The sequence below is a fragment of the Vibrio sp. BS-M-Sm-2 genome, from assembly GCF_041504345.1.
Taxonomy (GTDB): Bacteria; Pseudomonadota; Gammaproteobacteria; order Enterobacterales; family Vibrionaceae; genus Vibrio; species Vibrio satsumensis.
In genome coordinates, this window is the sequence record NZ_CP167895.1 from 903871 (window position 1) to 917159 (window position 13289).

At 44.6% G+C, this 13289-nt stretch carries 9 protein-coding genes and 1 pseudogene; 5 read left to right on the top strand and 5 right to left on the bottom strand.

Annotated features, from left to right (window positions below):
* Nucleotides 1–42: 42 nt before the first annotated feature.
* A complete protein-coding gene (locus AB8613_RS20045; RefSeq protein WP_048661065.1) occupies nt 43–960 on the bottom strand; it encodes a LysR family transcriptional regulator in 918 nt (305 codons plus the stop codon).
* A gap of 133 nt (nt 961–1093) precedes the next feature.
* Between AB8613_RS20045 and AB8613_RS20050 the strand changes: the two are divergent.
* Both AB8613_RS20050 and AB8613_RS20055 read left to right on the top strand, forming a co-directional pair.
* Nucleotides 1094–1429 (top strand): annotated as a pseudogene (locus AB8613_RS20050) (DUF1254 domain-containing protein); the annotation flags it as partial.
* Nucleotides 1430–1870: 441 nt separating this feature from the next.
* Nucleotides 1871–2146 (top strand): hypothetical protein, encoded by a 276-nt coding sequence (locus AB8613_RS20055; protein WP_048661167.1) that lies wholly within the window; start codon nt 1871–1873, stop codon nt 2144–2146.
* Nucleotides 2147–2244: 98 nt separating this feature from the next.
* On the opposite strand, the gene AB8613_RS20060 is transcribed toward AB8613_RS20055, so the two are convergent.
* A complete protein-coding gene (locus AB8613_RS20060) occupies nt 2245–4821 on the bottom strand; it encodes a response regulator (protein ID WP_372385769.1) in 2577 nt (858 codons plus the stop codon).
* Nucleotides 4814–6067, bottom strand: a complete 1254-nt coding sequence (locus AB8613_RS20065; RefSeq protein ID WP_372385770.1) for an acyl-homoserine-lactone synthase — start codon at nt 6065–6067, stop codon at nt 4814–4816. The genes AB8613_RS20060 and AB8613_RS20065 overlap by 8 nt, the downstream gene beginning before the upstream one ends.
* A 428-nt stretch (nt 6068–6495) precedes the next feature.
* On the opposite strand from AB8613_RS20065, the gene AB8613_RS20070 reads away from it, so the two are divergent.
* Both AB8613_RS20070 and AB8613_RS20075 read left to right on the top strand, forming a co-directional pair.
* A complete protein-coding gene (locus AB8613_RS20070) occupies nt 6496–8961 on the top strand; it encodes a M9 family metallopeptidase (protein WP_372385772.1) in 2466 nt (821 codons plus the stop codon).
* A 275-nt stretch (nt 8962–9236) separates the two neighbouring features.
* The gene (locus tag AB8613_RS20075) at nt 9237–9611 is read left to right on the top strand and encodes a cystatin domain-containing protein (protein WP_371714827.1); all 375 of its coding nucleotides are present in this window, start codon (nt 9237–9239) and stop codon (nt 9609–9611) included.
* 98 nt (nt 9612–9709) lie between these two features.
* Here AB8613_RS20075 and AB8613_RS20080 read toward each other — a convergent pair whose 3' ends face one another.
* Nucleotides 9710–10288: a hypothetical protein gene (locus AB8613_RS20080; RefSeq protein WP_372385774.1), complete on the bottom strand. Its 579-nt coding sequence runs from the start codon at nt 10286–10288 to the stop codon at nt 9710–9712.
* A 210-nt stretch (nt 10289–10498) separates the two neighbouring features.
* Nucleotides 10499–12097: an isocitrate lyase gene (locus AB8613_RS20085; RefSeq protein WP_146490956.1), complete on the bottom strand. Its 1599-nt coding sequence runs from the start codon at nt 12095–12097 to the stop codon at nt 10499–10501.
* A 130-nt stretch (nt 12098–12227) separates the two neighbouring features.
* Between AB8613_RS20085 and AB8613_RS20090 the strand changes: the two genes are divergently transcribed.
* Nucleotides 12228–13181, top strand: a complete 954-nt coding sequence (locus tag AB8613_RS20090) for a LysR family transcriptional regulator (RefSeq protein ID WP_061038005.1) — start codon at nt 12228–12230, stop codon at nt 13179–13181.
* Nucleotides 13182–13289 lie beyond the last annotated feature (108 nt).

Genomic DNA, 13289 nt, shown 5'->3' on the forward strand with positions numbered 1-13289 from the left:
GGGTCATGCTTGTTTGTTTCTACTTTTCAGAACTACATATAACTACTCTTTGAACACCTCTTCGATACACGATTCCAACCAGCGCATCTTCGGTTGATTGCGATGTTTACGCCCGATAGTCATGCCAATATCGCCATTTGGCATGTTGGGCATGTGAGGAAACTGCACAAAAGAAAATTCATTTGAAAGCGAATTGGCCAGTAGCTTTGAGCATGGGAATAATACGTCGCTCTGCTTCACTATAGATAATAAGCTGTGTAAGTAAGTCGAACGTATTTTTACCTCAGTATTGATGCCAACATCGGCTAACACGTTCGGTGCTAACGCAATATTGTCGTTCCAATCACTGACCACCAAGCTCGCTAATTGCAAGGTTTCTTGCTGGTCACTTTGCAAAAGCGTGTTGGCAAGTGGATGCCCAGTGCGGCATACCAAGACAAAATCATCGCTTGCGATACGTTTCTGGTATACCTGTTTGGATAATTCTAATGGGTAATAATTGACACCTAAATCAACCTCACCAGAGGTGAGTAAATCCAGAGTATTCGCGCCCCAATCCACAATATTCACTTTGACCTTAGGAGCTTGCGCTAACAATATCTGAGTTAGCTTTGCCGAGATGCTGTTAGCAATAAAGCCATTAATGGCGATGTTCACAGTGCCATCAAACTGAGCAACATCAAACTCAGACTTTGGTTCAAGTACTTGTTCTAACTGCAACAACACCGGTAACAAGGTCTGCTTAATTTCAAGCAATTTAGAAGTGGGTTCTAAGCCGTGTTGGGAGCGAATAAACAACTCATCGTCAAAGTACTCACGTAGCTTTTGTAGTGACCGACTGATAGAGGGTTGGCTTGTAAACAGAAGCTCTGAAGCCTTTCGAGTATTTTTTACCTCAATTAATACTTTCAATACCTTAAGTAAATTAAGGTCTAATCGTTTAAAGCGGTTACTCATCATGATTACTGCACTCCAGAATTGAGAAGCCGTTTAGATATACCCAAACTGTATATCTTGATTTCATATAATCGATTGGAGTATATCATGAAGTGTCTACATACTGAGCTCATCGAAACAGACATGAGTAATCATTATGAAGAAAACGACGTTAGTGACGCTATTAGCATTAACTGCATTTGGCGCAACAGCTGCGGATAACAACAGTTCATCTGTTTATGATCATACTGCTGTTGGTGGTGTTAATTGGGATAACTACCCAGAAGCGGAGTCAGATTGGAACTTTCTTGGTCTCCAAAATAAGGTCGGTGTAAACCATTGGTTGCACGCCGAACCAGTCTCAAAAGATACACAAACTGTGATTCGTTCAAATCGTGATGTTGTTTACTCGACGATGGTTGTTGATGTATCAGAAGGTGCAACGTTCCATGTGCCCGCAGAAGACAACGACTATTTCCAAATCATCCATATCATGGACGAAAATCATCTGGTGCATAAGGTGGTTCGTCGTGGTGAAACACTTAACCTAACAGCTAGTGACTTGACGACAGGTACACATGTTCATGTACTAGCCAGAACACGTATCGCAGATTCTATCGAAGATACCAAACGTCGCCAAAGTCTGCTTTCTATCAAAGCGAATTCAGATAAGCCTTATCAAGGTAAAGGCTATAACCCTAGTGATGTTGAAAATTACCGTTTAAAACTGATCAACAATGTAATGAAACACGGCGCGCCTATTGAAGGGTTAAAGGGATTTGGTGCGACTTTGGATGACGTAGAAGACCACCACTTCAAATACGTGACGGCATTTGGTTACGCAGGGCTACCAGCCGATACAGCGCAATACCTAGAGCGCGTGCCAGGTCAAGGTAAGACGACCTGCCAAGAGTGGACGATTCCAACGCCAAATCTGGACTTTGAGGGGCGCGGTGGTTACTACTCTCTAACCACTTATGGAGCGGATGGTTGGATCGACTCTGAGCACTTCTATGCTTCTGGCGAATCCATGCGTGATAACGGTGATGGCACAGTGTCTGTCACATTCAACTGTGGTACCGGTGCAGCTTATGATTTTGAAGTGTCTGAAGGTTGGGCTGGCGTATTACGTTTGTACGAGCCAGTCGATGTGGATGAAACTTTAGAGTATATGGAAACGTTGCGTCAAATTGAGATTAAAGAGCTTTAGTATCTCTTCGAATAGCTGAAATATCCCAAAATAAAAACCCCCTCAAGAACCTTTCTTGAGGGGGTTTTTATTCAGTCGTTAATTTACTTGTTAGCCATCTACTCTTCACCTTCGGCTTCTTTGGAAGCATTTGACGCCCAGTCTTTCTCAAGCCAGTTATCGAGTACGTGCTGCAATGCATTCAAAGACGTTGGCTTTTCAAGTCGACCATCCATTAACTGATTGATCATGTCTAATTCACGTTGTCCTGATTCGCCGGACAAAGCAATGATTGGCGTTTGAGGAGAGCGTGCCTTGATGATTTGGCTTGCGTCAAAACCATTCATTATCGGCATTTGCACGTCCATTAAGATCAAATCAACTTTGTGTGTTCTGAACAACTCAACAGCATTTTCGCCATTTTTGGCTTGTAAACTGTTAACGCCAAGTCGGCTCAAATACATCTGAACAAGTGTGCGTTGCACCTCTTTGTCATCAACGATGAGCACGGTAGGTGCTAAATGGCTCTCAGATTCTCGCGAACTTGTTGGTTGGGTATCAGCGCAGGTTTTATCTTGAGTAGTCGTTTGGTTGTGTTTCCAATCATTGAAATAAGGTGTACGAAGCGCATCTGCTTTGGGAGCATTCGGTACCACAGGGAAGTACAGGTGGAACTCAGTAAACTCACCAAGTTTAGAATGGCACTCAACTCTGCCACCAAATGAACGCATTACACGTTGGCAATAGCCTAGCCCTAAGCCGCTACCACCACTTTTTTGGTAAGAGAAGAAGTCATCAAAGATCTTGTGAGCAATCGCTTCATCTATGCCGGGGCCGGTATCTCGGAATATTAAAACGTTCTCGTAAGAGTCTATTTTGGTGCTGATTTCGATCTGGCTATCTGGATACGAATCAAAGTAATAAATCGCATTGCGTATTAGGTTGAAAATAACGAAGTTGAATAGGGTTTCATTTAGCTTTACAACAAAATCAGCATGTTGTGGTAAGCGAATACGTTCGATTATCTTCTCGTTTTCAAAGCCATAGTGGCTTACTGCTTGATCGACAACTTTGTGGATAGAGGTCATTGTCACCGGACCATGCTCAGGTGAACTATCACTGACCTCACGCAAGATGATATCAATCAGCTGTCGGCCGCGTTGAGTTGCAGCTTGGCCGTTTTCGATATCAAGTAGGATCTGTTTTGCTGGCGCTTGGTTGTCGATGTGCTGCTTTAGTACTTCGAAGTGCAGTTGCACTTGAGCAAGCGGGTTACGCATCTCATGGGCAATGGAGTTAGCCAGAGCACGACTTTGGCGAATGCGTCTATCCGCTTCGATGGTACTTTGCACACGAGTTAACAAGCTTTGCAGTGCAGAAATCTCTTCGTTAGAGAACATCTGATCGTTGCTCTTGTGCGATGACACCAACAAGTGCGTGACCGACTTTCCCTGACCAAACAGAGGCATTACCAAGGCCGTGTTGTTAGAACTCATCTTTTCATAGAGCGCCTTGATAGAACGTTTTGCTGGCGCAGTGTAATCGAGCTCTTCAGACAGTTCGTCGAACACTAAAACAGACTTGTTGGTCGACAGGTAGTCTTCGTAGAAAGTCTCGTTGTAGTTGCTGTTAACAAGGCGCAGTTTGTCTTCTGGGATTTGAAGTAGGCTACTCAAACGACGCATCGCATCATCAATTGACAGCTTGAAATCTTCTTCTAAAGCAAGGATTTGCTGTACTGGTGTTTTCTTGTTCCCGTAGACAAAGAAGGAGGCATAACGGCTCACACGTTTATAAAGTACATGCCAAGTAATGCCTATTAGCGCGCAGATTGGAATGGCGATTAGCCATTGATTATCTTCGGTCAGCGGGATGAATATCGCACCAAACGGTATCACTAAAATAGCACACACTAACAGGGCGTTCAGGCTCATGTACGCAAGGTATTTCACGCTGTAGAAACGAGATGTCAGCAGGGCATACCCAACGAACAACATCTCACTAATAGACAAGGCTGGTGGTAGCCAAGTCAGTGAGAAATCACGCAAGAAGTAAGTCATACCTAGGTGGATCGTTGCTGTGGACAACATGAACACTAAGATACCTGCAATCATATAGCTGGTTTTGGTCAGCGTGAGCTTGCTGCTGTTGGCGCGCATTGCCACTAGGTTACCCAGTGTCAGTACCACAAAGCTGATCATGCCGATGAAGAAGTACGAAGTGTGCGGGCCAAATTCAATCACGAACTGACTTGGACCAACAATGATAACGTCTTCAACGGTTAAGCCCGGACTTAAATTAATAAACAAGGAGTAGACGGTTAGAGTGACGAAAATCGCTTGTTGCCATAGGTGCACCTTACCGTTGCGTTGCTCGGCGGCAAGCTGACACGAGAAGTAATACGCGAAGGCAAACGCAAAGAAGGAGGCGAGGTTGGCAAATTTGGCTGCAAACACAGCTGCTGACGGCCCAAGCTCTGATAATAAGTCGGTATGGAAATACGCATTACTGCTGATCCACGCCACAATACAGACCGAATAGGCGATGTAGGCAACGTGGTGTGTACCTGCGATCGCTTCGCTCTTTAGTTTCAGACGGTAGCAATAGTAGAGTAACCACATCACGACTACAACAACCGTCGCAAGAAGCGTTATCGCTTTGGCGTGGATGATGGCTTCTAAGCCGAAATCAAACATGTTCGTCCTTATTTACCGAGCTTGGCTGTTGCAGAGAATCTGGTTGTTGAACAGAGCTTAATTTTTCTGCTGAGCCAAACTTTCTGCTGTTACGCACGGCGCGTTTGTAGCCTTTAAAGTCGGTGTCATTAAATACGTTGACCATCAATTCGAAATTCCAAAAGCCACGGTAAATGGTGGTGCCGTCATCGTTCAATTCGCAATATCCCGAATGGAAATACGCTTTTGGGTCAATAGCTTGATAAAACTGAAGCATGAAAGGTTGTTCAATGATGGTGAAGCCAATTTTGTAGCCAACTTGATGTAAGACGCTCATCAGCTCTTTTTGAGCGAGATAGAGGAAGTAGAGTTTTTGTTGGGTATTTCCACTGACGGTTAAGCGCAGAACTTCACATATGGCTCGAGTTTCGGATAGTTGTAACTGAAACTGATTATCGAGTTTTGGCAGAGAGTCACATTTTGACAATATCGGTGGCGTGAATAGCTGTAACCCTGAAAGTGAATCGTAACCATGATTTGGTAAGCAGTATTGCCAGTGATCATTGCTGAATGGCGGCGCATAGCTTAGCCAGGTTTCATTTTTTGACCAATCTTGAATCAAGGCGGAAGAAACTAATGTTGGGAAGGCTTCATCGTCTGGGTGTTTGAGCAGGATAAAGTGCTTACCCGTTTGTGACAGGTGTAATAAAGGCAGCATCTCAAACCATTTTTCACCCTTGATGAAAACCTCAAGGTTGCTTAAAGCGATGGCATCACTGATAGGCATTCCTTGTGGGTGACTGGGTGTTTGTACCACAAGTTGATCATCTTCTATCTGATCGATGATCGCACTGTAATAAGCGCTGTCTTTAATGGGAAGATCGATACCAGATGGTGAACGACTATCGAGCGGCGACTTTGCCTTAATGGCAGCAATTTCGCATTCGCACCAAAAGTCTAACCAATGCATGTAACACTGACCTGCCGCTTCCTCTAACAATGCCATCTCGGTCGATAAACTGCTTGGATAGCGTTGAATGAGATCGCGATAGTCCATCAATTCAAATAAAACGGAGAGGCTTTTGTGTTGATGTTCTGGGAAGAACGATTCCAATAGTCGTCTACGGTAGTCTGTGACGGTTTGGAAAAGTGCAGTGCGATCTTGTGGCTGATAAGTGTTGATCACGAGCTCGATCAGCGCGTGTTGTTTCTTTTCGATAGCCAGACTGCTAGCCAACAGTGAGACTAAAGACGACGTTAATTCCATGGTGTTAACCTAGCCTAGGTTTATATAATTATTTTTATTTGATTTGCACTCGTTAACCAGACACGAATTGTTATTAAGTTATTTGATATAAAGTTACTTTGTTGAGATTGAGTAACTCTAATTGTGTCTATAGTTTTTAAAAACAAGTTGCATAATCGAGCTTAAGTTTACTACTTGCGCTACCCCTTAACAACAGAACATTTACTAGTTTATAAGTTGCTAAATTAGAATATTCTCAATCACTTAGAGCTTAACCTTGCTCCGATTCTGACCTGTATCAATTGAGCATAATCCTTTGAATTTATAAATTAACGTAAAATATCTATTTTTTGAACCAAGCTCATAAATCATACGCAACTGAATTCACCTTGTTAATCGTAAGGAATATAACGGCGAGCCAAAATATATATTTAACTAATGAGTGTTGTATGTCTCATAACCGTTTATTTCCACGTCACCGTTTGGCTCTCGCTTGCATGCTGGCCAGTGTTTCCAGTTTCTCCTTTGCTCAAAGTCAGTGTGAGGTGCTTGATCTTCAGCAGGCGTCTGACCTTGCTTTCGCTGTCTCAGCAGCAGACAACAGTTGCTATGGCGCTTGGTTCTCTGCTCAAGAGAGTTCGTTAAACAATATCTATAGCGAAGCGAGCCTAAGCCGTGTTCAAGTAGCTCTGAATTTAGAAATTACCCGTTACCGAGGTGATGCTGAACAGGCTCGTAAACTTGAAAACCTTGGCGAATTTGTTCGCGCCGCTTATTACGTTCGCTATAACGCGCGAGCGCAGGATTTCTCCGAGGCGTTAAGCCAGCGCTTCGCTCTATCTGTTAATGCTTTTCTGGCGAACCCTAATGCTCTCGATCAAGGCCGTGAGCAAGTTGGGGCGATGAAAAGTCTGACGCTGATGGTCGATAATGTTAAGCAACTTCCACTGACCATGGATGCGCAACTTGCGGCATTGAATCACTTTAACCATGAAACAGCGCAGGATTCACAATGGGTCGATGGTCTCAACAATCTCTTTCGAGCAATGGCAGGGCATGCCGCTCGAGATGACTTCTACGATTACATGGCAAACCACACCCAACATATCGATACGCTGGCGACTTTTGCTCGTGATAACAGGTGGGCGTTGGATATTGATGCGAGCTTTCTGGTTTATAACGCCGTACGTGAAACAGGCCGCTTGTTAGCCAGTCCGGATAAAGCAACCAAAGTCAAAGCGATGCGGGTTATGCAGCAAGTGGTGGCGCAAAACCCACTGGGCAGCGAGCACGATAAGCTATGGCTAGCGGCCGTCGAAATGATGAGTTACTTCGCACCAGAAGGCTTGAATGGGTTAGATCTAGAGCAAGCGAAACGCGACTTGGCAACGCGTGTACTTCCTCATCGTTATGAGTGCCAAGGACCTGCGATTATTCGCTCTCAAGATCTAACGGAGTCACAAGCGATAGAGGCGTGTGATGTGTTGGCTGCTAAAGAGGCCGACTTCCACCAAGTTGCGAATACGGGTCAGCAACCTGTCGCTGATGATAACAACGAGCGAGTTGAAGTCGCAGTGTTTGGCAGCAAAGGCAGTTACATTGATTATTCATCGTTCTTGTTTGGCAATACCACAGACAATGGCGGTCAGTATTTAGAGGGTAATCCTGCAGAAGTCGGTAACGTCGCTCGCTTTGTGGCTTATCGCTATGCCAATGGTGATGACCTTTCTATTCTCAATTTAGAGCATGAATACACTCACTATCTCGATGCTCGCTTTAACCAATATGGCTCATTCAACGACAACCTAGCACATGGCTATGTAGTGTGGTGGTTAGAGGGCTTTGCCGAATTTATGCATTACAAGCAACGCTATGATGCAGCGATTAGTTTGATCAGCAGCGGGAAGATGAGTCTGTCGGATGTGCTTGCGACTACTTACTCCCATGACTCCAATCGTATATATCGTTGGGGATACTTGGCGGTACGCTTCATGCTGGAAGAGCATCCTCAAGAGGTGCAAGGTTTATTGGCATTGTCTCGTACTGGTCAATTCTCCGAATGGGCACAACAAATAAAAGTGCTAGGGCAGCAATACAATGGCGAGTTTGAGCGCTGGTTAGACTCGGTTTCAAGTGATCCCACAGAACCTACAGAACCTACAGAACCAACTGATCCCACTGAGCCGACAGATCCAACGCAACCAACAGATCAAGCCATAGTACTTACAGCAAACCAAAGTGTGTTGTTGAGTGGCGAGGCGTATAGCGAGCAGTTGTTCTATGTTGATATTCCAGAGAACACTACGCATTTTGAAGTGTCTATTGAGGGGCAAACTCAAGGTGATGCTGACCTCTACATGAGCTACAACAAACCAGCGCATTACTACGACTTTGAATTCAGCGAATACGGCAATGGCAGCAATGAAGTGGTGACGTTTGAACAAGAACCTTCGGGCTACATTAAGTCGGGTCGCTACTACATGAGTGTTACGGGTCGTACCAAATTTAATGAGGTGTCGCTAACCGCATCGGTAGCCACAGAAACGCCAACGCCTCCAACTCAACAGCAAGATGATTTAACGCCTGTGGTATTGGAGGCCGGTCAGGCTCAAGTGCTTACCGTGCACCAACGACGTTATGCCGCTGTCTATGTACCAGAAGGTGTACAAGAGGTGCGAGTGTGGCTCAACGATAAGAGCGACAAAGCGGAAAACGAACAGTCGAATGCGGGTAACGTTGATCTGTTCGCTAGCCACTCATACTGGCCAACGGCAGGGCAACATGACTATGCGTCTGATTACCGTGGAAGCAATGAGTACCTGCAAATACCTGTAACAGAAGAAGGCTATATACACTTCTTATTGAGTGCAGAGCAGCAAGGGGATGATGTCGTGATGTTGGTGTATTTTCACTAACAGAACAGGCATTAGGTAATTGGCATTAAAAAAGGGGTATCCCTCAAGCTGTATTAACGAGAACGTCACTAAACTAAATGTTTAAATATTAATAAAGTAGACGGATAAAATCCGGGCATCAGTGCCCGGCTTTGTTTTTCTGACAATCTTCTGTGTTTATAGAGTAGTTATACCATAATCTCTGATGAAGTGATGACATTAGAAGTTTAAGCTTGTCTGCATATGAAATATCGTTGCGAGTGGTCACTCGTTAATGATTTATTTAGTGAGGGTTTATGAAGAAAGTACTATTGGCAACCTTGTTTAGTGTTGCTGCGTTAGCAGGATGCAGCCAGAAGGCTGAGGTTTTAGCTCAATCACAAGAAAATGCGAACCCTATCTGTAGCACTCAAAACCTAACTGGTGGTTGGTCGCAAAGCGATATCACACCAGAAGCTAAGCAAGCTCTAGACGCGGTTCTTGGCCAAATGAATACTTCAGCTGAGCTCAAGCAGATCTTGAGTGTTAGAACTCAGGTCGTCGCGGGTTTGAACTATGCTATCGAATTTGAAATGGATAATGGTGAAGTGTGGAATACCATCGTATATCGATCTCTACAGGGTGACATCGAAATGACGCAACCGGCACAGAAAGGTCGTTTGTGTTCATAGTCTAGATGCGTCTGTACTTTGTTAGATAGACTGCAAATAAAAATAGCTCCTTATTGGGAGCCATTTTTGTTTTTAAGAAGACTGATTATTGAACGTTTTTAGTTGGCCAGCTCGGGGACAGCTAACTCTTGAATACAAGCTCGGCTGATGTCTTCATCAATGTAAGCCATACCCAGCTTGTTCAAGTAATCCATACGATCAGCAGTGCGAAGTTCAATATCAGGGCCTGCGATGTTGTTCTCTTGATAAACCTTAGCCATGTGAGCCATGAATTGCTCGCCCACACTCATCATTAACAGGCTCATCGCACCCACGTCCGGTCTTACTTTGGCACGTTGCTTTTCAGACAGGTTTACCGCTAACACGATAGGCTGTTCTTCACCTTCGAAGCGAACACTGCGCTCACGAACGGTTTGTTGCGCCCAGTAATACGCCAGTTCTTTACTCTGAGTCAGGAACACTGGTTCAACCGACTCGGTGTAGTTATTGCCAATCGTTGCCATGGTTTTTGAAGCGGCTTCATTGAGTGCTTTGTCTCCAGAACGTTTCAGTCCTTGGCCTTTAATTGAAGCAAGCAAGGCTGAAGACGTGCCGTGATACCAAGTATCACCCGTTGCGAAACCAGTTTCCGATAGCAGCGTTTTTGCATCTTGTAGGTGTTTAGGTATTGAAGTCATAGGCACTCTCGATCAAAAGAAATATCAACAAACAGGAATCTCAACAACATGAATACAGTTAGCTTAAACAGATGTTGCTTAGCTGACCGTAGTGTAGAACACAATTCTTAGACTTTGAGATAAAGCCGGCAGTACAAGCTTTATCTCAAAGCCTTCCCCGGATCTTACCGAAGTAAGAGAGAAGGGCGGGGGAGGCTTTAGTTTTAGCGATTAATCAAATTGGTTAGACGTATTCGCTTCGCCCGCTGCTTTCAGTGCATTCTCACCAGCAAAGTACTCTTTGTGGTCATCACCGATGTCTGAACCAGACATGTTTTGGTGTTTAACACATGCGATACCTTGGCGGATCTCTTTACGTTGAACATTTGCAACGTAACCTAACATGCCTTGGTCGCCGAAGTACTCTTTCGCAAGGTTGTCGGTAGACAGCGCTGCAGTGTGGTAAGTCGGTAGCGTAATCAAGTGGTGGAAGATACCCGCTTCACGAGATGCGTCCGCTTGGAATGTACGAATCTTCTCGTCAGCACTTGCAGACAGTTCAGTTTCGTCGTATTCCGCGCTCATTAGGTTTGCACGGTCGTAAGCTGATACATCCTTACCTTCAGCAACCAATGCATCATATGCTTGCTGACGGAAGTTTAGCGTCCAGTTGAATGATGGAGAGTTGTTGTAAACCAGTTTCGCGTTAGGGTGAACTTCACGAACGCCGTCCATCATCTCTTTGATTTGACCGATATGTGGCTTCTCAGTCTCAATCCAAAGTAGGTCAGCACCTGCGTTGATTGCTTCAATACAGTCGAATACACAACGGTCTTCACCAGTACCTTGGCGGAATTGGTATAAGCCTGAAGGTAGACGCTTAGGTCGAACTAGTTTGCCGTCACGGTTAAAGCAAACATCGCCTTCTGCCATATCTGCAACATCGATCTCTTCAACATCTAGGTATGAGTTGTAGATATCACCTTGGTCGCCCGGCTCTTTCACTACTGCGATTTCTTTTGTTAGACCTGCACCTTGAGAATCGGTACGAGCAACAATAACGCCGTTGTCGATGCCTAGTTCAAGGAAAGCGTAACGAAGTGCGCGAAGTTTTGCGTGGAAGTCAGCGTGTGGAACCGTTACTTTGCCGTCTTGGTGACCACATTGCTTCTCATCGGCAACTTGGTTTTCAATTTGTAGACAACATGCGCCCGCTTCAATCATCTGCTTAGCCATTAGGTAAGTCGCTTCTGCGTTACCGAAACCTGCATCGATATCCGCGATGATTGGCACCACGTGTGTTACGTGATTGTCGATTTTGTCTTGAATACGATCTTGTAGGTTAACGTCGCCCGCTTCACGTGCAGCGTCTAGCTCACGGAATAAACCACCCAGTTCACGTGCATCAGCTTGGCGCAGGAATGTATATAGTTCTTCTACTAGGCCTGCAACCGATGTTTTCTCATGCATTGATTGGTCTGGAAGTGGACCAAAGTCTGAGCGAAGTGCAGCAACCATCCAACCTGAAAGGTATAGGTAGCGTCGGTCTGTTTTACCATCAAAGTGCTTCTTAATAGAAATCAGCTTTTGTTGACCGATAAAACCATGCCAGCAACCTAAAGACTGAGTGTATTGAGAGCTGTCTTTATCGTAAGCCTCCATATCCGCACGCATGATATCTGCCGTGTATTGCGCGATATCTAGACCTGTTTTGAATTTGTTTTGAGCTCGCATACGAGCAGCAGATTCAGCATTGATTGCATCCCATGGAGCACCTGCAGCGCTTTTTGCAACTTCTATCATTTCGATATCTTGTGTAATTTGCGACATAACTATTCCTTAGTTTCACGTGGGGTATGGTTGCCAAATTGGCTTGGATTAAAACTTTGCTATGGACAAAGAATAACCACGCATGTGATAATTTTGTTAATTTATAGTTATTATATTCGGTATTTTTCTTATGAATATTGCTCGTATAGACCTTAATTTGCTTGTGTATTTAGACATGTTGCTGCGTGAAAGAAACGTTACACGAGCGGCAAATCAATTAGGAATAACTCAACCAGCCATGAGTAATGGACTGCGCCGACTGCGTGATCTGTTTGAAGACCCACTATTGGTGAGAACCAGTGAAGGGATGGTGCCGACCGAGCGCGCGCAAAAGTTGCAACCACTGATTCGCAACATCTTGGCGAATGTAGAAAAGACACTCCAGCCGACCACAGAGTTTAATGCAGAAGACAGTGAACGCGTGTTTCGTATCATGGCGAGTGACTATGCTGAGTCGACCATTATTCAACCGCTATTGAAAAAACTGAGCGAGATAGCGCCGAAAATACGACTGGATATAATGACGCCAAGTGATGTGAGCTATCAGGATGTTGAGCAAGGCACAGTGGATATTATCATCAACCGTTTTGATGACATTCCACAGTCCTTTCACCAGATGAGCCTTTGGCACGACGGGTTCTCTTGCCTATTTAGCTGTGATAATCCAATAGCCGATAACTTTGATATTTTGTCTTATTTAAAGGCGCAACATATCTGGGTAAGTAAGACAGGTATGGGAACCGGAGTGGGAATCAACCCAAGTGAAGCGCAAAAGCTCGGTTGGATTGACGAAGCATTAATGCGCATTGGTAAAACCCGAAATATCACGGTATTTACCCGACATTACCTATCTGCGATTCTCTTCGCTCAGCAGAAAAACCTTATCCTTACTATTCCAACCAAAGCCGCGCAATTGCAGCGCAACAACCCTAATTTGTTAATCAAACCAGCTCCATTTGCGATTGAACCCTTTGAGGTGAAGATGGCGTGGAGCCCATTGTTACAAACCAATCCAGACCACCAGTGGATGCGTCGCTTAATCAAAAGTGTCGCCAATGAAATCGAAAGTGGTGTGACGGGATAACACAGTTTTTGTGGTATTTCTTTTGTGAATATCCAATATAAACGGCATAAATTAGCTAAATTTTCGTCAGTTACGTAAATTTATTTAGTAGTCAGCGGTTAATTTGAG